At 44.2% G+C, this 19,129-nt stretch carries 17 protein-coding genes, 5 tRNA genes and 1 riboswitch; of the genes, 3 read left to right on the forward strand and 19 right to left on the reverse strand.

Annotation, left to right across the window (positions count from 1 at the left end):
- The 12 genes from KHZ77_RS07585 to KHZ77_RS07640 form a co-directional block, all read right to left on the reverse strand.
- Positions 1-348, reverse strand: a 348-nt coding sequence (locus KHZ77_RS07585; RefSeq protein ID WP_295195124.1) for a GTP-binding protein, incomplete at its 3' end; no start/stop codon positions are given.
- Between the two features lie 197 nt (positions 349-545).
- On the reverse strand, positions 546-1,925 hold the full coding sequence (locus KHZ77_RS07590) for an amino acid permease (protein ID WP_295197474.1): 1,380 nt from the start codon (positions 1,923-1,925) through the stop codon (positions 546-548).
- 81 nt (positions 1,926-2,006) lie between these two features.
- A tRNA-Met gene (locus KHZ77_RS07595) sits at positions 2,007-2,083 on the reverse strand.
- A 12-nt stretch (positions 2,084-2,095) separates the two neighbouring features.
- A tRNA-Thr gene (locus tag KHZ77_RS07600) sits at positions 2,096-2,171 on the reverse strand.
- Between the two features lie 15 nt (positions 2,172-2,186).
- Positions 2,187-2,262 (reverse strand) — tRNA-Met (locus tag KHZ77_RS07605).
- 5 nt (positions 2,263-2,267) lie between these two features.
- A tRNA-Tyr gene (locus tag KHZ77_RS07610) sits at positions 2,268-2,352 on the reverse strand.
- A gap of 10 nt (positions 2,353-2,362) precedes the next feature.
- Positions 2,363-2,438: transfer RNA gene (locus tag KHZ77_RS07615), tRNA-Thr, on the reverse strand.
- A 455-nt stretch (positions 2,439-2,893) separates the two neighbouring features.
- Positions 2,894-5,950: a YadA-like family protein gene (locus KHZ77_RS07620; RefSeq protein ID WP_295197476.1), complete on the reverse strand. Its 3,057-nt coding sequence runs from the start codon at positions 5,948-5,950 to the stop codon at positions 2,894-2,896.
- A gap of 273 nt (positions 5,951-6,223) precedes the next feature.
- On the reverse strand, positions 6,224-7,027 hold the full coding sequence (locus tag KHZ77_RS07625) for an undecaprenyl-diphosphate phosphatase (RefSeq protein WP_295197478.1): 804 nt from the start codon (positions 7,025-7,027) through the stop codon (positions 6,224-6,226).
- Between the two features lie 244 nt (positions 7,028-7,271).
- Positions 7,272-8,471, reverse strand: coding sequence for a metallophosphoesterase (locus KHZ77_RS07630; protein ID WP_295197480.1), 1,200 nt, complete (start codon positions 8,469-8,471; stop codon positions 7,272-7,274).
- A gap of 108 nt (positions 8,472-8,579) precedes the next feature.
- The gene (gene mutY, locus KHZ77_RS07635; protein ID WP_295197667.1) at positions 8,580-9,749 is read right to left on the reverse strand and encodes an A/G-specific adenine glycosylase; all 1,170 of its coding nucleotides are present in this window, start codon (positions 9,747-9,749) and stop codon (positions 8,580-8,582) included.
- A gap of 161 nt (positions 9,750-9,910) precedes the next feature.
- Positions 9,911-10,432, reverse strand: coding sequence for an 8-oxo-dGTP diphosphatase (locus KHZ77_RS07640; RefSeq protein WP_295197482.1), 522 nt, complete (start codon positions 10,430-10,432; stop codon positions 9,911-9,913).
- Between the two features lie 198 nt (positions 10,433-10,630).
- Here KHZ77_RS07640 and KHZ77_RS07645 point away from each other — a divergent pair, with 198 nt between their 5' ends.
- Genes KHZ77_RS07645 through KHZ77_RS07655 form a run of 3 tightly spaced genes read left to right on the forward strand, consistent with a single transcriptional unit; the run spans position 10,631 to position 12,357 of the window.
- Positions 10,631-11,398: a DUF4931 domain-containing protein gene (locus KHZ77_RS07645; protein ID WP_295197483.1), complete on the forward strand. Its 768-nt coding sequence runs from the start codon at positions 10,631-10,633 to the stop codon at positions 11,396-11,398.
- Positions 11,399-11,407: 9 nt separating this feature from the next.
- Positions 11,408-12,130, forward strand: coding sequence for a metallophosphoesterase (locus KHZ77_RS07650; RefSeq protein WP_295197485.1), 723 nt, complete (start codon positions 11,408-11,410; stop codon positions 12,128-12,130).
- The gene (locus KHZ77_RS07655) at positions 12,127-12,357 is read left to right on the forward strand and encodes a hypothetical protein (protein ID WP_295197488.1); all 231 of its coding nucleotides are present in this window, start codon (positions 12,127-12,129) and stop codon (positions 12,355-12,357) included. Before KHZ77_RS07650 ends, KHZ77_RS07655 begins: the two co-directional genes overlap by 4 nt.
- A gap of 256 nt (positions 12,358-12,613) precedes the next feature.
- Here KHZ77_RS07655 and KHZ77_RS07660 read toward each other — a convergent pair whose 3' ends face one another.
- From KHZ77_RS07660 to KHZ77_RS07690, 7 genes are all read right to left on the reverse strand, one after another.
- Positions 12,614-12,958, reverse strand: coding sequence for a YkvA family protein (locus KHZ77_RS07660; RefSeq protein ID WP_295197490.1), 345 nt, complete (start codon positions 12,956-12,958; stop codon positions 12,614-12,616).
- Positions 12,959-13,006: 48 nt separating this feature from the next.
- A complete protein-coding gene (locus KHZ77_RS07665) occupies positions 13,007-14,821 on the reverse strand; it encodes a hypothetical protein (RefSeq protein WP_295197492.1) in 1,815 nt (604 codons plus the stop codon).
- A gap of 339 nt (positions 14,822-15,160) precedes the next feature.
- The gene (locus tag KHZ77_RS07670; protein ID WP_295197495.1) at positions 15,161-15,928 is read right to left on the reverse strand and encodes an SDR family oxidoreductase; all 768 of its coding nucleotides are present in this window, start codon (positions 15,926-15,928) and stop codon (positions 15,161-15,163) included.
- A 22-nt stretch (positions 15,929-15,950) separates the two neighbouring features.
- On the reverse strand, positions 15,951-16,724 hold the full coding sequence (locus KHZ77_RS07675) for a TSUP family transporter (RefSeq protein ID WP_295197498.1): 774 nt from the start codon (positions 16,722-16,724) through the stop codon (positions 15,951-15,953).
- Positions 16,725-16,777: 53 nt separating this feature from the next.
- Positions 16,778-17,080, reverse strand: a complete 303-nt coding sequence (locus tag KHZ77_RS07680; RefSeq protein WP_295197501.1) for a YerC/YecD family TrpR-related protein — start codon at positions 17,078-17,080, stop codon at positions 16,778-16,780.
- A 101-nt stretch (positions 17,081-17,181) separates the two neighbouring features.
- Positions 17,182-17,835 carry a methionine ABC transporter permease gene (locus KHZ77_RS07685; protein WP_295197504.1) on the reverse strand — a complete coding sequence of 218 codons (654 nt, stop codon included), beginning with the start codon at positions 17,833-17,835 and terminating at the stop codon, positions 17,182-17,184.
- The gene (locus tag KHZ77_RS07690) at positions 17,816-18,862 is read right to left on the reverse strand and encodes a methionine ABC transporter ATP-binding protein (protein WP_295197507.1); all 1,047 of its coding nucleotides are present in this window, start codon (positions 18,860-18,862) and stop codon (positions 17,816-17,818) included. Before KHZ77_RS07690 ends, KHZ77_RS07685 begins: the two co-directional genes overlap by 20 nt.
- A 70-nt stretch (positions 18,863-18,932) precedes the next feature.
- Positions 18,933-19,035: riboswitch (SAM riboswitch) on the reverse strand.
- Positions 19,036-19,129: the final 94 nt, after the last annotated feature.

Here is a 19,129-nt window from a genome sequence, read left to right on the forward strand (position 1 = left end):
AGTCTGAGCCATAGGGCCGTCAGTTGCAGCGATAACCAAGATAGCGCCGTCCATCTGAGCAGCACCGGTGATCATGTTTTTAACATAGTCAGCATGGCCCGGGCAGTCAACGTGTGCGTAGTGACGTTTGTCAGTTTCGTATTCTACGTGAGCTGTGTTGATAGTAATACCGCGTTCGCGTTCTTCCGGAGCTTTATCGATCATGCTGTAGTCTTGGAACTGGGCTTTACCCTGTTCAGCAAGCACTTTAGTGATAGCTGCCGTTAGAGTAGTTTTACCATGGTCAACGTGACCAATTGTACCAATGTTAACATGTGGTTTTGTACGTTCAAATTTTGCTTTTGCCATTTAAGTAAAGAGCCTCCTTCACAAAAATAAAAACCTATATGTTTATTATAATACACCCGCTATACATTTATCAACAATACTTTATAGGCATAATACAGCAAATCCTGCGAGCATGTTTGACTTGCCCGCAGGATTATTAAAAATTATTTATGCAATTTTTTCTTACTTTTCAGAATATTAATTCGCAGTCGAACGCCCTACTCTGCTGTTTCCGAATCTTCGTCACCCATGCTGCGCATGTTCTGAAGTTTGTAGAAACACCAGAGCATACCGAACCAGGCCGGTGTGAAGAAGAGGGCTACGCGCGTTTCATCGTTGAACGCCAACGTGATGAGCACAAACGCATAGAATGCGAGAATCAAGTAGTTGATAACCGGATACAATGGCATTTTAAAGGTATGTTTAGCCGCTTCTTCCGGTTTCTGACGACGATATTTCATATGGCATACAGTAATGATGCCCCAGATGAAAATGAAGCAGAATGTGGACACGCTGGTGATCAGTACGAATACGCTTTCCGGCATTACATACTGCATGATAACGGCCACGAAGATAACCAACGCGGAGAAAATAACCGCATTCATAGGCACCTTGTTGGAGCGCAAGCGGAACATACGGCGTGGTGCATTGCCTTCACGAGCCAAGGTGTACACCATGCGGCTTGTACTGAAAATACCGCTGTTACAAGCTGATGCGGCCGATGTAAGCACGATAAAGTTTACAATCGCCGCAGCCGCCACGATGCCGGCGGCCGTGAAGATCTGCACGAACGGACTGGAATCAGGGCTTACGGAAGTCCATGGGTAAATACTCATAATAATTGCCAAGGCGCCAACATAGAAAATAATAATGCGGATAGGAATGTTGTTGATAGCCTGCGGAATTACTTTTTCAGGATCTTCCGTTTCACCGGCCGTCAAGCCTACGAGCTCAATGCCGGTAAAGGCGAATACGACCATTTGGAACGAGAGGATAAAGCCTTCTGCACCGTTCGGGAACCATCCACCGTGATTCCACAAATTCGCAAATGTCATGGGGCCCACGTCGGTCATGTAGCCGCTGAAAATTAAGTAAGCGCCACCGCCGATAAGACCTAGAATAGCTAGTACTTTAATAAGAGCAAACCAGAATTCCAATTCACCGAACACCTTTACAGCCATCAAGTTCATGGCAAACAGGACCAGCAAAATGACGAGGCTCGGTATCCACCGTTCTACGCCCGGTAGCCAGTACTGAATGTACAAACCGGCGGCGGTTACGTCCGCCATGGCCAGTGAAATCCAGCAAAACCAATAAGTCCAGCCGGTAATGAACGCCGCTCCCGGCCCCATATACTCATGTACGAAGTCTACAAAGGAATGGTATTCCGTATTAGACAAAAGCAGTTCACCCAAGGCGCGCATCATGAAAAATGAAATAAGACCTGTAATTACATACGCCAGCAGGATGGACGGCCCGGCTAAGTGAATCGATCGACCTGAGCCCAGGAATAACCCGGTACCGATGGCTCCCCCGATAGCCAACAATTGCACATGTCGATTTTTTAGTCCCCTAGCTAATTCGCCCTTTTGAGACATACAAATGTCCTCCTCTCAAAACTCTTAAAAAAAATAACCCACGTTCGTGAGAACATGAGTGATATTCCTTGTAAGGAATAATGGTGGCGGCACACGGATTTGAACCGCGGACACACCGGGTATGAACCGATTGCTCTAGCCAACTGAGCTATGCCGCCATGAAAAGTATATGGAGCTAGTGACCGGGATTGAACCGGTGACCTTATCCTTACCAAGGATACGCTCTGCCGACTGAGCTACACCAGCATACGTATAAAAAAATGGTTGCGGGGACAGGACTTGAACCTGCGACCTTCGGGTTATGAGCCCGACGAGCTACCAACTGCTCCACCCCGCGATACATGGTGGAGGGAGAAGGATTCGAACCTTCGAAGTCGAAGACGGCAGATTTACAGTCTGCTCCCTTTGGCCGCTCGGGAATCCCTCCAGATAAAAAATGGAGCTGGCGATAGGAATTGAACCCACAACCTGCTGATTACAAGTCAGCTGCTCTACCGATTGAGCTACGCCAGCATACCACAACAAGGAATATTATACACATCCCTTAACAACTTGTCAACACTTTTTTTCAGCTCATTTTTGACAAATTGTTACTAACACGTCTTCCGCATTAGTGCTTTATTATAATAGCATACCCCTAATATTTGCGCAAGTATTTTTTACAAAAATATTTACATTTTTTTGACAAAGTTTTATTTTGCCTGAAAATGCCCTATTAACAGGTAAACCTGAATGCTGATTCTAATAATCTTTCTCTAATCGGCCGAAAATCTTGGCATGAAAAAACGTGTACATTGCTATCTCACACAATGTACACGTCCTATAGTCTTATAATCTTATATATTATATACCTATGAACATACCCTTTAAATATATCCTTTACGTTGAGCCTCTAACATTGCTCTCCAAGCATATCCACTTCCAAGTATATCCACAATAGATATTATAAAAGTAGCGTTAAGCTGATCTTACTTCTTTAGAGCCGCTTCCAATTGTGCCAATCGAGTTTCCAAAGTGCTCACTTGGGACTGCAATTCAGCTACTGTATTGGTTTGCGCATCGTACTTAGCCTGCATCTCGTTCAATGCACCGGCCTGGCTTTCAACGTATCCGGCCAACTCAGACTTAGAATATTGGCTATATTCCGACTCAGAGCCGAACTTAAAGGACACGCCTACATTGTACATCGTTTCATCGCCAATAGTAGCTGCCGCATTAACCATGGTATTTCGATTTGGACGATAGAATGTACCTAACGCGTAAGCCTGTTCACCCTTATAACCACCCATGCCAACGGCAAAGGATATTTTATCATTGGAGTCAAATTCGAGCGGATTTAAACCGGCCAGAGCTGCCGCACCGGCTACAGCCTGATTCACTCGTTTATCCAAACGATTCAAATTATTGTTAATCGTTTGGATGTTGTTGCCTTGGGCGTTAATTCGTTCATTCACCGCATATAACTGGGAACCGTTAATAGCCTCTGTAGAATCAGCGGACACTTTGCCGGCCCCTACATTCGTCAATGTAATTGATTCAGACGTATCTCGGTTCATGCCGGCCAAGGTGCTTACATTGGATTTACCGGTAAATTCAGTGGCACCGGCTTTCACTTCACCGGATTCCGTAATATCGGTTGCCAAGAACGGTTTGCCATCCACATATACAACCTGATTGCCCTTGTCATCTAAATGAATAACCGAATCAGACCACACAACGCTGTGACCGGTATCGCCTTTTTCACCCTTATCACCTTTAGGCCCTTGCGGACCGGCTGGGCCTTGTGGTCCCTGTGGACCTGCAGGTCCGTCAGCACCGGCATCGCCCTTGTCGCCTTTATCCCCTTTGTCACCCTTGAACGCATCGTCGCCTTTTAGGGCATCTTTATCTAAAGATACAAAAATGTGTTTTGCATTATCGTCGGATGTTACTTCTTCCGCTTTCAAGCCATTACCAAAGGACAATGCCAAATTGCTTAAAGTCGGTGAAAACGTCGAACCGCCAACGGCATAGGTACCATCCTTCTTGGTGCTGCCGCTATAAATAGGCACGATGTGATTAGCTACCGCTTTTAACTGCGCCACGTTGACCGCATCCGTATCGGTCGTGCCGGCTGCCAAGTTTGTGATTTGGCGTGTAACCGCACCATGATAAGCGCCATTTTGATCTACATAAGCGGAAGCACCCACACTGAAAGCGCCGGTTGTGGATTTGTAGATAGATACGAGATTATCTTTCAGTTTTTTGGCTTGTACGAAATCATCGTTATCGGATATAAATTGACCGAGTGCATTTTGGGCTGCATCCAATGCTTGCTTGGCTCTCTCTTTCGCTTGACTAGCCGCTTCAAGATTCGTATTTTCGGCTAATCTGAAGTCATAGTAATCATATACCTTATTCGCATCCTTGACATACGCATCCATGACCTTAGCCGATTCAGCCTGTTTTACAGCCGATAATGCCGCCGTTTTTTGTTCATAGTCTTTTAAGGCATTATCGTACGCTGTTGTCAAATTGTTATACTCCGCTTCCTTAGTTGCATTCGCTTCAGTATCATAAAACTTTAAGGCTGAATCCCATTTCGCAGCAAATGAGGAGTCCCCTTCATTGATTTTTGCAATAGACGCCAATAAATCACTGTCATTAGTAGCTGCAATAGTTACATCGCTACTTGCCCGATTAAGCTGTGAATCCACCGCTAAGGTTGGCAAATAACCTACTGTTTGTCCATCTCGATTAGCAATCGTATTGGCGCCGATGGCACTACCGCCTTCGGCCGTTACATAACTTGAGCTACCTACGGCAGTTCCCTTATCGGCACTTGTAGCAACAGTAGCATAAGAGCCGATTGTTGTGGCCGCAATGCTATTAGCAACTGCTTTATACCCTAAAGCAGTACCATATAGGCTATAGCTCTTAGCTTCACTACCGATAGCTACGTTAGCATCGTTTGCATAGGCACGGTTACCGATAGATACGCCCTCTACTCCGCCTTTAGTTAAATAGCCTAGAGCTACGCCCATCTTCATAGAGCCGGCACTGGAGCCCATGGCTAAACCTGCATAATAACTGTAAGCATCTTGGCCGATCGCAATATTAGCAAAATCCTCGATTGCCGTAGGGCCTTGGCCTATGCCACCTGGTCCCATGCCCCCCGTATCCGATTTACCTACCGCCACTGCATTCGTCCCTATGGCTATGCCATATTTATTGGCTACTGCTTTTTGACCAACCGCGATGGCATTGAACTGTAAAGCCGTTGCTTGGGTTCCAAGAATCACAGAGTTTCTAGCATCTTGAAGTGCTTTTGACTTATTACCTAATATAACTACATTCCCGGTGCGAAAGGTGGGCACTGAGTTTTCACTACCTACAATGACACTATGATCGGCGGCCTGATTACCGCTACCAATGGCGATGCCTGCATTCTCGTAAGTAATATTATTGGAGCCAATGGCTATACCACCGCTTTGCCCTTTACTATTATAACCAATGCCTATAGAGTAACTCGTTCTTTTAAGACCTGACGAATGATACGTATATTCATACCTTCCTGTGCCAACACTGGATGTGCCTATAGCGATAGTATTTGAAGAAAGAGCCGTAGCACCGGTTCCTATAGCTATGGCATCTACAACGGCAGTTTTGGTTAGCACTTGTCCTTCATAGGGAGTGCCTGGAAGACCTACAGATTGAGCTTTACTGCCTTTACCGATTGCAATACTTCTACTTCCATTTGCCACACTATCTGAACCTATAGCTACAGCATCTTCAACTTTGCCACCTTTCACTGTGGCTTGACTATTATTACCGATAGCTATACTCTTAGCTCCATTTACCGTACTACCTTCACCAAAAACAATCCCACTTTCAGTTCCTGAGCTATCGGTACCTGCTTTATTTACTTCGGCGAAAGCCACATTAGTAACGCTTATGCCTAATGCCAATACAGTTAGAACTGTAGACCATTTCATAGTCTTGCTTTTCCCCATCATCCAATTTGTTACACTACACGTCTTCTTCATAAAATTCCCCCGTTCTACATATACCTTTTTTAACACATACCCTTTTCACCTTAAGTTTCCCTTATAGTTACTTGATTAAATTATATCATGTTCATATTCCCTTCACTAATTACAATAATCACTAACGCGAAAAAACGCTGTACGTGAGCTTTAAGTAAGCAACACGTACAGCGTTGAGGTTTACACATTTATTTATCTTTTATTTTTAAGTTCATCTAACTTCTAAACTTCTATTCATTAGTCTTACTAACTACTATATTTAACAAGTTTTTATTAGAAAACGAAGAAGTAAAGAAGTGCTACAGCAGCAACTACGAAGCGGTAATATGCGAAGCCTGCCAAGGAAGATTTGTTTAAGAACTTCAAGAACCAAACGATGGACAAGTATGCAAATATGAAGGCCGTTACGAAGCCGATAGTGAACATAATGAAGTCGGACATTTGCAACTGGTCGATAATCTTCAACAAGTCATAGATGCAGGCAATCAACATGATTGGCACAGCCATGATGAAGGAGAAATCAGCTGCCGCTTTACGGCTTACGCCCATGTAAAGACCGCCGGCGATTGTAGAACCGGAACGGGAGAAGCCCGGCCAGAGGGCCAGCACCTGGAAGAAACCGATTTGCAAACATTGCAGCATGGACAATTGATCCACATGATGAACGGTAATCGGTTTATGACGTTTTTCAGCCCATAACATGAAGAGACCGCCTACGACAAGGCCGATAATAACAGTTCCCGGGGAGAATAAAAAGTTCTTAATGAAGGAATGTCCCAAGAAGCCGATAGCCATAGCCGGCAACATGCCGAAGAAAATGTGAGCCAAGGACAAACGGTCCTGACGCACCCAGTTTTCACGGCGTAACATGGACATGAATTTTTCACGATAATAAATAAATACGGCTAAAATAGCACCTAACTGGATAAATACTTCAAATACACTGGCTTTTTCACCTGTAAATCCCATGGCATCACCGGCAATGATCATATGCCCTGTACTGGAAACAGGCAAGAATTCAGTGGCCCCCTCCAGGATACCAAGCAAAAGCGCTATAATATTTTGATCTAGATTCATAGTTTCACCTCTGCACCTTTTTCAATATCTAGATTTCACATACATTTCCAAAAACATTTTTACATATCTATATAATTGTTATATGAAGGCCCTCCGCATCACAGACCGGGCCAACAATGACTTACTTATTATAGACTGTTTATGTTTTTTTCTCAATCCATTTTAGTCCCTATTTATAAATTATTTTTAAATTTTATTGCAACATTTTCACAATTCCGCACTCTATGTTACAAATTGAGGTACATTAAACATCACTCTTCGGTGACTTGCCTTCTTTAAATGTAAAAATCGTAATTTCCCGAGGGCAGTTATAACGCACCGGGAACCAGTGACCTGTGCCATTGCTTACGTAGCCATACTTCCAGCTGTGGCGGTACATACCCTTCCAATATTCTGTTCCCACCGGAACTAAAGACTCGCCGCCCACGACGATTTGACCCCCATGGGTATGACCTGCCAATGTAACCGGAATGTCATGCTCAAAGGCATTTTTAATAAAATCAGGATGATGGGCCAGCAAAATAGTAAATGCTTCGGCAGGTACCATGGACAAGGCCGCTTTCAAATAGGCTTCCCGCTGCTCGTTCGTCTTGTCGAAAGGATAATCAACCCCTACCAAGTACACCGGCCAAGGTCCGCCGCTCAATCGCAGCGATGAATTGCGGTGAACACGCATGGATATTTTACCGAAGGCCTCTAAGAGTAACGGTAAGTTATGAAAATACTCGTGATTTCCCAAAATATAATCAATGCCGTCAGGAATTTTCGGAAACAACTCTTCCAATCTGCCGCATAACTCGTTTACCCAGTTTACTTCATCAATTAAGTCACCGGTTATTACCAGGCGATTCGGCTTTTCATCCAGCACCGTTTTAACAATCCGGTCAAAATCATTAAGGTCGATAAATGGTCCTATATGCACATCCGTAATTTGCGCCATTTTATAATTCTTTAAATACTCAGGCAAAGTGTCGAACCACAAATCAATATGCGTAACCTCTACCTGTTTGGCTCCTTCATAGGCGCGAACTACACCGCCACCGGCCGTAACAGCCGGCACCGCCCAAATAGCAGTGCGCAAGAAGTTTCGCCGCCCTTCCTGATCTTCGATGGATACCTTTTTGCTGGTCAGATTTACGAGACCTACAACGACGGCCAACACAATCATGATGATAAAACAGATGCCCAAGCCAAGCATGAGACCATATGTTCCGGTGGCCCAGCTGCGCCAAAACGGATACATCTTCGTATCAAACAGGTTCACCTGGCCCATGGAATAGTACGTCGTTCCCGCCATGGCCAGTAGCTGAACGCCCACGAGGCCCCAGAATACGGAAGTGGCACGCTTCGTTTTCGTCAGTTTTACCAATAAATATGAATTTATGAATACGATACCCACCAGCAAACAAGCTGTAATGGTTAAAAATATCATGCGATCGCTCATATATCAGCCTCTCCCGGTATGCTATCTCCCGTATCATTAAATAAAAATTAAACGCTATCTTATAATGTATAACTTCTAAAGGTCTTTATATATAACAACTATTTAAGACTATCGGCACAGCACGGTCAGCTTCCCATGCGGTCCTGCCCAAGGCAAGTCTGTAAACTCTTCCGGTTTCACCCAGCGCCAGTCAGCGCTGCATTCTACCGCTTCTGCATTTGCCGTATTCAGCTTTGCTGCCGCCGTTTTTCCTGCCTCCGACTGTGCCGCAGCAGTAGTTATGCCACTCGCCTGCCCGGTCACTTCCACCTCATAAGCTTCCATTTCCCAGCAGCGGTGAGAGAACACGTGGCGAAGGCGTTTAATACAGGCCGGATCAATTTGCCCCTGCAAGCCTAACTCTTCAAGCAGTGTTGCCAACGGTTCACTGCCTACAACAGCTACTTCCTGTTTTGCAATCATATGGAGTTCGCGATCCACTTCAACGGAAGGGAATTCCCACATGGAGCGCAATAATCCGCTGTCAGGGCGTCGATGGAGCAAATATTCGCCCTTTTCATTGCGTATCATTCCCACTATAACCGAAATTACAGGTACTTTCTTATTTACAATGCGCACCGGTAACTCTGTCTCCGTGCCGGCCGCTTTAGCGGCACACCACGGAACTATAGGGCACTCGCCGCAGCGCGGACTTTTCGGAATGCAAACACGAGCGCCGAAGTCCATTAGGGACTGGTTAAAATCGCCCGGTCGATCCGGTGGCATGGTTTCTTCTGCAAGAGCGGTAATTTTCTTCTTGCCCGCCGTGCGCATTATGTCGTCGTGAATGTTATAAAGCCGCGCATACACGCGGAGCACGTTGCCGTCAATGGCCGGCTCTTTCAGGTTGTACGCGATGGACAATACAGCACCGGCCGTATAGGCACCTACCCCTTTCAGAGATTCCATGTCTTTACGGTTGCGAGGAATTTCACCGCCGTAGCGCTCCATCACTTCCTGAACGCCTAAACGAAGATTGCGAGCCCGTGAGTAGTAGCCCAGGCCCTGCCAGGCTTTCACTACGTCATCTTCCGATGCGCGGGCCAACGCTTCTTTGGTTGGAAAGAGGCGCATCCAGTTTTCATAGTATGGACGCATGGCTTCAATGCGAGTCTGCTGGGACATGATTTCAGAAACCCAGATTTTATAGGGATCCTTCGTTTCACGCCATGGCAGCTCCCGCTTGTTGCGGTCATACCAGTCTAACAGCTCACCGGTCCAGGCGGAATCTGTTCTGATATCTGTCTTAATATCTGTCTTAATATCTATTTTGATGTCTGTCTTAATATCTGTTTTGATGTCTGTCTTAATATCTGTTTTAATGTCTGTCTCACCGGCTACTGAATTGTCTACTATATTATCTATTATATTATCTGCTAAATTATCCACTAATTTATTCGTTACTTTCTGAGGCACGCTCTGATTTCCTCCACTGTTTCAAATTCTTCTATGCGAGGCACTTGCTCAAAGTCGGAATAGAGCACACCGTCGTTGGCTTTATCGAAAATAAGCATGGCGTGGAGCAATTGACCGTCCAAGACTTTCGGAATCCAGTCCGCATCGCCTTTCCACATTTCATCGTACGGAATTTTATCGAAGTCAAACCAAAAAGGCTCCATCTCTTCGCTTTCCAAAGGAAGGCCTTCGTAATGTCTCACAATATATGTATAGTTCAGATGGTTCAAATCTTCGTCATAAGGAAACTGGAAGTTCATAATAGCTACCGGTTCCAAATCTTCCGGCTTAACCAGCAATGACACTTCTTCGCGAATCTCGCGAACAGCGCACTGCCTAAATGTTTCATTGTCCTGCTTCTTACCGCCGAAGCCATTATACTTACCGGCTCCGAAGCCGCGCTTCTTGCGTCCCAGGAGCACCTGATTCTTTTCATTAACTATAAAGCACAACGTTGTTGGTTTCATCTATGTCGCTTCCTTTCAGAAGAACTCATCTATTTTTATCTATATTATTATATCATATTCTCCCCGCCCTGTTCGTAATGCCACATCACTTGCTTCTCATAATTTTAATAGAATATATTAATTATGATTATAAAAATCTTATAAAGCACACTGCCAAAAAGGAACAACCTGTGATAGTATAAAAGAGTGAGGTGTGTTATGAACAATCCATTAGTATTTAATATAGCAATGGGCCGCTCAAAGCCTGAAAACATTCGGCACCGCGAGGCGGCTTGTCCATTTTGCGATGTACAACATTTAACTAATATATTAGACAAGGACGGCCATATTATTTGGCTTATGAACAAATATCCGGTTCTTGAAAATACATGGCCTACGGTAATTATCGAGAACGACGACTGTTTCAGCGAGTTCTCCCACTACCCGGCACCTATGGCGGAAAAGGTCTTGGCGTTTTCTTTGGAAAAATGGAAGGAAACTATGGCCCGACCTGAGTTCGCCTCTGTTTTGTATTTCAAAAATTACGGCCCCATGTCCGGCGGTTCTATCCGTCATCCTCATAGCCAGATTATCGGGCTCTATGATTATGACTACCGGGAAGACATTAAGCCTTATCATTTCGAAGGGCCTGTGATAAAATCGGAACCTCATCTTACATTGACCATTTCGAACCAGCCAATCATCGGCTTCTTCGAGTTCAATTTAGAGTTTGACGATTTTACGGATATAAAACTCCTAAGTCGCCGTTTACAACAAATTGTGCGCTACTTGCTGACGGATTTCTCCAAGTACAGCGCGTCCTATAATTTGTTCTTTTATAATTTACAAACAGGCTCCTATTATGCTAAAATAGTGCCTCGTTATGTAACGTCCCCGCTCTATGTGGGATACAAAATCAGTCAAATCAGTAATAACGAACGACTGGAACAAATTAAAAAGGAATTAATCAACGACTATTTAATGTAAGGAGGTCCCTTGAAAGTTTTTGCAATCGGCGATCTTCATTTTTCAGGTCTGCCTCCCACTAAACCTATGGAGATTTTCGGGTCTCACTGGGAAAATCATCGGGACAAATTATGTAAAGCCTGGCAAGAGCAGGTGCAGGACGAAGATCTTGTCTTTGTAGTAGGCGATACATCGTGGGCCATGCGCCTCGATGTGGCCGTGGACGATCTTACAGCCATTGCCAATTTGCCCGGCTCTATTTATTTAATACGGGGAAACCACGACTATTGGTGGAGCAGCCTTTCGAAAATGAATAAAGCCATGAACAATGCGCTTCATTTTCTCCAGGGGCACGGCACCGCCATCGGACCTATTGCGTTCGGCGGCACGCGCGGTTATCTTTGCCCTAACGATACAGCCTTTGATGCCGAGCACGACACGTCTATTTATGCACGAGAACTGCTCCGCACGGAAGCATCTCTTCAGGAAATGGAAAAAGCGCTCGAAGCGAACGGATACAAAGACAGTGATGAGGCTGTACGCATTTTACTGCTCCATTATCCTCCATTTAATGATAAAAATGAAGCCAGCGGCTTTACGGATCTGTTGGCCGCATACAATGTAGATCATTGCATATTCGGTCATCTCCACGATAAATCATCGTTCCAACGAATTCCGAAACAATTCGGTTCTACGGAGTTGCACCTGGTATCTGCAGATTATATGAATTTTACGATAAAGGAGATTCTATGAGTCGAATCCATAAAGAACATTTAGAGGCCGGCTATATCTTCGGAGACATTGACAACGAAGAATACATTTACCTGCCTGCCGGCGAAGTAGGCACCGATTCGCCGATGTGCGTATTGGAACGCCACAAATCCTATGAAGATATCAGCCTTGACGAAGCGGCTCACTTAATCGATAAATTGAGCTTGCGCCCTTGTGCTCATCCTTCATTGGGAAAAAAATCGTTTTAAGATTATATCACTTAGCGTTTATACGCAAAGAGACTACTGCAACCGATTCGGTACAGTAGTCTCTTTTTTAACACCTTAATACGCTTATACATGTCTCACCCCTAGCGGGGTGAGCATTTTTTATGGTACCAATATTGAATCATCAGTCAATATTTCAGGTGCATTTATGCAGTTTTGTTTCTCTTCGCCGAAATTAGCCTTCAAAACCATCCATTAAAATCAGCCTTCGGATTCTAACTAAGCTTCAAAAGCTAAATTAGTCTTCAGAACCGAATGGAATCAATTTCTGAGCTTGTTCACGGTGCATAGGTTTGATAAAGCGATTGGCCACTTTGAAAGCCAAAGCGATAACAGCCGCATCATCGACCCAACCGATAAACGGAATACGGTCAGATACAAGGTCTATCGGCAAGATCAGATAGCCCAACGCACCGGCAATAATAGCCTTAACGTATTTAGGGGTATCTGCATCTTTAAAGCAATAGAACAACACACAGGCACGACGTAAAAATACTACGTTTTTGCCTACACCGGTTGTGAAGCGCATAAATTTATCGGACGAAAAAAACCTTGCAAATTTAATAAGTTTTAATGGATTCATACTCTACACTCCAATACGCTAGATATACTTATACCAAGTAATCTCTTCTTATTTTTTCAAAGCGGACTGTACTTCGTCAGCTTTATTTGCTACTTCGTTTTTCACTTCGTCAGCTTTGCGCTCTGCTTGGCCTTTTAATTCTTCGGCTTTATCTGCAGCTTGATCTTTCAAATCTTCTGCTTTATCTTTCAATTCATCTACTTTATCAGAAGCTTGGTCTTTCAAATCTTCTGCTTTGTCTTTTAATTCATCTACTTTATCGGAAGCTTGGTCTTTTAAATCTTCTACTTTATCAGCAGCCTGATCTTTCAAATCTTCTGCTTTATCTTTTAATTCATCTACTTTATCGGAAGCTTGGTCTTTTAAATCTTCCACTTTGTCAGCAGCCTGATCTTTCAAGTCTCCAGCTTTATCTTTTAATTCGTCTACTTTGTCAGCAGCCTGGTCTTTCAAGTCTTCAGCTTTTCCTGTTAATTCGTCTACTTTATCTGCAGCTTGTCCTTTAAGTTCTTCCACTTTGTCGGAAGCCTGTTCTGCTAAATCGGCTGCCTGACCTTTTAATTCTTCCACTTTATCAGCAGCCTGTGCCTTAAGTTCATCTACTTTATCAGAAGCCTGTTCTGCTAAATCGGCTGCCTGGTCTTTTAATTCTTCCACTTTATCAGCAGCTTGGTCTTTTAAGTTTTCAAATGTATCAGAAGCCTGTTCTTTCAACTCGTTTACTTTATCTACAGCTTGATCTTTTAAATCTGCCGCCTGGTCTTTTAACTCATCTACTTTATCAGACAATTGTTCTTTAACTTCGCCTACTTTAGTTACTACTGTGTCTTTTAATTCGTTTACCTTATCAAGTGCCACTTCTTTTGCCTCCCCTACTTTGGATGTAACTACGTCTTTAACTTCATTCACCTTATCACTTGCAGTTGATGTAAAACCTGCAACATTACTCTTAACACTTTCCACATGATCACTAACACTGCTGTTATTGAAGGCGTCCTTCACATCGCTCACTTTGTCGGACACTTTTTCAGAAGCGCCGGTTACTTTTTCTACGACGATTTCACGAGCTTCGCTAACAGTACCTGCTGCAGAGGATGCAGCATCGCCGGCCAATTCAACAGCCGTATTGCCGATGCTCAATAATAAAGCACCGATACCGCTCAATGCATGTTTTGCATTGTCTACGAATTCGCTTTGAGATTCAGAAGACTTGCCGAGAAGACCGCCCACTACGGAAGCCACAGCGCCAATTACTGTACCGGCAACGGAGCTGATACGAGCGCCCAAATCGCCATCCAGGAAGCCATTGCTTAAGCCGAGGAATTCGGAAGTGTCTACACCGGACGCAGCCAAGAAGTCTTTTTCTTCATTACCTAATGGCTGTGTCTTCTTAGGGTTGTCCATCAATGTCATTGCAGTTGTTTTAATGTGATCGAAAATAGCCAACATTTTTTCTCTGTATTCAGAGAAGTCGCTCGGCATTGGCATGCCGCTTTCCACCCAAAGTTTTGCCACTTTGCCCACTGCATAAGTAAGAGCAACAGCCAAAGGAATCTTCACTTTAGGATTAGGGAATACGGAAGTCAACAATGCGCTTACCACACTGCCGCCCAAGCCGCCGAGGAAGCCGATAATAGCTCCTGCAGAAGCGCTGTGTCCATATACTTCAGCGATTTTGCTTACCATATATACATCATTGGCAATCAGTGCAGTTGTGCTTAATTTCGGTGCCATTACCAAAACGCCCGCACGAGCTGCCGCCCAGCGACAAATCGATTCGATTTCCGCATCTCTGGCCGCCAATTCAGCCTCTACCTGTGCCATCACTTCTTCATGAGGTAATAACTTCTTAGTTTCTTCCATTTATACCGCTCCTTGTCTCTCTAACGCAATCCCTATTATTTACAATACATTTGTCTTACTATTTTAAAATAAAAACCTCTGTAATAAATTTCTTCTAATACTTTCACTATAACGCTTTTATTCTGTATATTCAAATAAAAACTATGCATAGTTACCGTATTAATCTGTATTATATTGCATCTGCTTCATTTTCCCCATTAAAACAGTGCTTACAGTCGATTAGGTCCTATATTTATTTTAACAATTCTACAATAAACAAAAAAGGTCCTATTATAAATAATTCGATATAAATCTATTTTTTCCTCTTTTAAAATGTATAAATTTTTCGATTAACGCCTCTTACCAGCTGGTAAGTCCGCCGTCAATCGTCCAAGCCGCTCCGGTAACAAAAGAAGCTTTGTCACTTAATAAAAATGCGATAACTTCACCGATTTCTTTCGGCTTCGCAATGCGCCCCAACGGGTAATGCATGGCCATTTCTTCCAAGGCTTCTTCAAAGGTCTGGTTACTTTCCGCCAGCTGTTTCGCCACAATGGATGTGTCCACATCGCCCGGGCACACACAGTTAACGCGCACATCGTGAACGGCCATTTCAAGAGCGAGCGACTTCGTAAAGCTTACGATGGCCCCCTTTGTCGCTCCGTATACGGTACAGGATACATTGCCCTGCAGGCCCGCATCACTGGACACGGTTACGATGCTTCCCTTCGTACGGCGCAAATATGGTGCCGCCGCCTGGCAAAGAAATACGGTACCTTTTACATTGGTCCCGATCATTTCATCAAAGGCTTCTTCCGTCACATCATCGAGAAGCTCCTCTTTGTAAAATCCCGCTGCTGTAACCAACGCGCTGAGACCGCCGAAGAGTCGCACTGTCTCATCTACAATACGCCGGCAGTTCATGACCTTGCTCACATCCCCTTGCACAAAGCGTACTTTTGAGGATATGCGTCGTAATTTTACAACGGCCTCCTGGCCTACGTGTTCATTGCGCCCATTAATCACGACGCTCCAACCGTCCTTCAACAGTAATTGTGCTGTCGCAAATCCGATGCCGGACGTACCGCCACTAATTAATGCTACAGGATTATCTCCATGTAGTGGCATATTATCACCTACCTTAGATCTATTAAAAATGAGTCACTATATAATCGTATATCATTTTCGCCAACATGCTTGTGGTCGTAAGGATAAATACAACGCGCACCAAACCGGATCCTTTTCGGATGGCTAACCGTGCGCCAAAAGTGGCACCGATAATCTGCCCTGCCGCTGCTGACAGGCCGTAAATATAATTTACGTGCCCCATACCGATGAAAATAACCAGCGATGCCACATTACTGGTAAAGTTTAAAAACTTCGCATTCCCCGATGCAAAGAGGAAATTAAAACCGCCATAAATAAACATAAAGATTAAAAATGTACCGGTCCCGGGGCCTACGAATCCGTCGTAAAATCCGATACCGAGAGCACCGAACACGAGGAGGAGCATTTTCTTTTTCGAAGCTCCCCCATACGTGCTCACTTCGCCCCAGTCTTTTTTAAAGACTACAAAGAGCAATACGGCTACGAGAAGCACGATAATTATTGGTTTCAAATATAAAGGCGGTATACGCACCACCAGCCCGGTACCTAAAATAGCCCCTATAAAGGTAGCGGGCAATAATTTTTTTACTAGATTCCATTCCACTTTGCCGGAACGGGCATAGGCAATGGCCGCTGTTAGCGCACCAAATACGGCGGACAGTTTATTACTCCCCAAGGCCACACTGGGCGGTAAATTGGTTAGAAAAAATGCCGGTACGGAAATGAGTCCGCCCCCACCTACAATCGAATCCACAAAACCCGCCAACGACCCGGCTAGGAGCAGAATCAGTGCGACGGAGAAATCAGCTTCAAACATATACAATCCTCCCACCGGGATATTCCCTTTTCTCTCAACGAGCTAATTTCTGATTATTTTTCTTTCTTTTTCAAGCGGCCAAGGACAATTTTATAGCCGTCTGCACCATATACTAAGCAACGTTTTACGCGACTGATGGTAGCCGTGCTGGCCCCCGTAGTTTCCACGATGGCATCGTAACTTTCGCCATTTTCCAGCATATTTGCCACTTCCAAACGCTGTGCCAATGCTTTGAGTTCATTAATCGTGCAAATGTCTTCAAAGAATTCGTAACACTCATCAATATTCTTGAGTGTCAGGATAGCTCTAAATAACTGATCATTCAGCGGGTTGCGCAATTTTTCATTTACACTCATAAAAATCCTCCTAACTTAACGCTTTTCCTTAATTATATTACAGGCGGAAAAAAAGAAAAAGACTTTCACACAAAAAAGTGTGAAAGTCTTCTGTCTATTTCTTATCGCTTATTTACACGACGGGAAATGTAGTCGCCGATCATTTGGATGAGCTGTACTAAAATAATCAAAATGATGATTGTAGCCATCATTACATCGGCCTGGAATCGCTGATAACCGTAGCGAATGGCGATGTCCCCGAGACCGCCGCCGCCGATTGTACCGGCCATAGCGGAGAATCCGATAAGGTTAACGATAAGTACTGTAATATTATCTACTATAGTAGGCAATGCTTCAGGAAGTAATACTTTCCAGATAATCTGCATTGGCGAAGCCCCCATGGACTGGGCCGCTTCAATAACGCCGCTGTTAATTTCGCGGATTGACGTTTCCACCAAGCGCGCCAAGAAAGGAATGGCCGCCAAAGTCAACGGCACACAAGCCGCCGTCGTACCGATGGATGTACCTGCAATAAGACGGGTGAGCGGAATAATCGCTACCATTAAAATGATGAATGGAACGGAGCGGAAAATATTAACCAATACGGAAAGCACATGGTTAACCGCCTTATTTTCCATAATATGGCCTTTGCCGGTAATTACGAGGATAACGCCCAATGGGATACCGATGATACAAGCCATAACGGTAGATACCAATGTCATGAGGACTGTTTGGCCAAGCCCTTCGATAAGAATCTTAATTATCTGTTCTGACATAGCCAATCACCTCACTTCCGATATTTAATGATTTCAGGTATTCAATACCTTCTCTTTCTTTGTCTCGTTCACCGGACACAACGATGATCAAGTGACCAAAGCTGATGTCCTGAATGTAGTCCACGCCGCCGAATAAAATACTTACGTCCAAACCGAAATGACGAATCATTCCCGCCACAATCGGTTCGTCCGTAACATTACCGGTGAACTGTAAACGAATGAGCGGATGCAAGCCTTCATGCCATTCAGTTTGCACATTGAGATGGCGCCAAGCTTCTTCCGGAAGCTTACGGCTAATAATTGCGCTAACGAATTCTTTCGTAGTTTTTTCTTTCGGACTTGTAAATACGTCCAATACAGGGCCTTCTTCGAGAATGACGCCGCCTTCAATAACAGCTACGCGGTCGCAAATCTCTTTGATTACCTGCATTTCATGTGTAATCAGAACGATGGTAATCTTTAACTTCTGATTAATATCTTTCAACAATTCCAAAATGGATTTTGTTGTTTGCGGATCCAATGCGGATGTAGCTTCGTCGCAAAGTAATACTTTCGGATTACTTGCCAAAGCACGGGCAATACCGACACGCTGCTTTTGTCCCCCGGAAAGCTGTGACGGATAGTTGTCCAAACGGTCACCCAATTTTACAATGTCCAAAATTGGTAAAATTCGTTCTTTAATTTCCGCTTTGCTCATGCCCTGCAGTTCCAATGGAAATGCTACGTTATCATAAACGGTGCGGGATGAAAGCAAATTAAAGTGCTGGAAAATCATGCCGATTTTCTTGCGCTGTACACGCAACTCTTTGTCAGTGAGTTTTGTCATGTCTACACCGTCAATCACTACGGAGCCGGATGTAGGGTGTTCCAACATGTTAATACAGCGAATTAACGTGGATTTACCAGCGCCGCTTTGGCCGATAATACCGAAGATTTCACCTTCTTTAACAGAAAGGCTTATATCTTTCAAGGCTTCCACGCGGTTCGGGCCGTCATAGACCTTACTTATGTGCGTCAGCTCAATCATGTATATCTCTCCTTTTTCAATATAACTACAAAAGAAAAAAACTCTTCACAGCACATGAAGAGTTATCCGTTCTTCATCTGCCGAAGGTATTCTTCGTTGGAATTGGCACCGTTTCATATAGATGGTTGCCGCGACTTCATTGGGCCATTCCCTCAGTCAACTCTTGATGAACTTATGTTTTTTTCGTGATAAAATCATATCATTCTATGGTTATACTGTCAATAGGATAACCATAACTACATATGTATAGTTTGCCGTTTGCTCGTG

This window comes from Veillonella sp., assembly GCF_018364065.1.
Taxonomy (GTDB): Bacteria; Bacillota; Negativicutes; order Veillonellales; family Veillonellaceae; genus Veillonella_A.

Excerpts from the sequence above, each read along its gene's own strand:
- KHZ77_RS07625 (WP_295197478.1), bottom strand. The coding sequence starts at position 7,027 with ATGAATCTAGATCAAAATATTATAGCGCTTTTGCTTGGTATCCTGGAG.
- KHZ77_RS07675 (WP_295197498.1), bottom strand. The coding sequence starts at position 16,724 with ATGTTTGAAGCTGATTTCTCCGTCGCACTGATTCTGCTCCTAGCCGGG.
- KHZ77_RS07685 (WP_295197504.1), bottom strand. The coding sequence starts at position 17,835 with ATGTCAGAACAGATAATTAAGATTCTTATCGAAGGGCTTGGCCAAACA.
- KHZ77_RS07620 (WP_295197476.1), bottom strand. The coding sequence starts at position 5,950 with ATGAAGAAGACGTGTAGTGTAACAAATTGGATGATGGGGAAAAGCAAG.
- KHZ77_RS07640 (WP_295197482.1), bottom strand. The coding sequence starts at position 10,432 with ATGAAACCAACAACGTTGTGCTTTATAGTTAATGAAAAGAATCAGGTG.
- KHZ77_RS07590 (WP_295197474.1), bottom strand. The coding sequence starts at position 1,925 with ATGTCTCAAAAGGGCGAATTAGCTAGGGGACTAAAAAATCGACATGTG.
- KHZ77_RS07670 (WP_295197495.1), bottom strand. The coding sequence starts at position 15,928 with ATGCCACTACATGGAGATAATCCTGTAGCATTAATTAGTGGCGGTACG.
- KHZ77_RS07680 (WP_295197501.1), bottom strand. The coding sequence starts at position 17,080 with ATGAGTGTAAATGAAAAATTGCGCAACCCGCTGAATGATCAGTTATTT.
- KHZ77_RS07645 (WP_295197483.1), top strand. The coding sequence starts at position 10,631 with ATGAACAATCCATTAGTATTTAATATAGCAATGGGCCGCTCAAAGCCT.
- KHZ77_RS07690 (WP_295197507.1), bottom strand. The coding sequence starts at position 18,862 with ATGATTGAGCTGACGCACATAAGTAAGGTCTATGACGGCCCGAACCGC.
- KHZ77_RS07660 (WP_295197490.1), bottom strand. The coding sequence starts at position 12,958 with ATGAATCCATTAAAACTTATTAAATTTGCAAGGTTTTTTTCGTCCGAT.
- KHZ77_RS07630 (WP_295197480.1), bottom strand. The coding sequence starts at position 8,471 with ATGAGCGATCGCATGATATTTTTAACCATTACAGCTTGTTTGCTGGTG.
- KHZ77_RS07655 (WP_295197488.1), top strand. The coding sequence starts at position 12,127 with ATGAGTCGAATCCATAAAGAACATTTAGAGGCCGGCTATATCTTCGGA.
- KHZ77_RS07665 (WP_295197492.1), bottom strand. The coding sequence starts at position 14,821 with ATGGAAGAAACTAAGAAGTTATTACCTCATGAAGAAGTGATGGCACAG.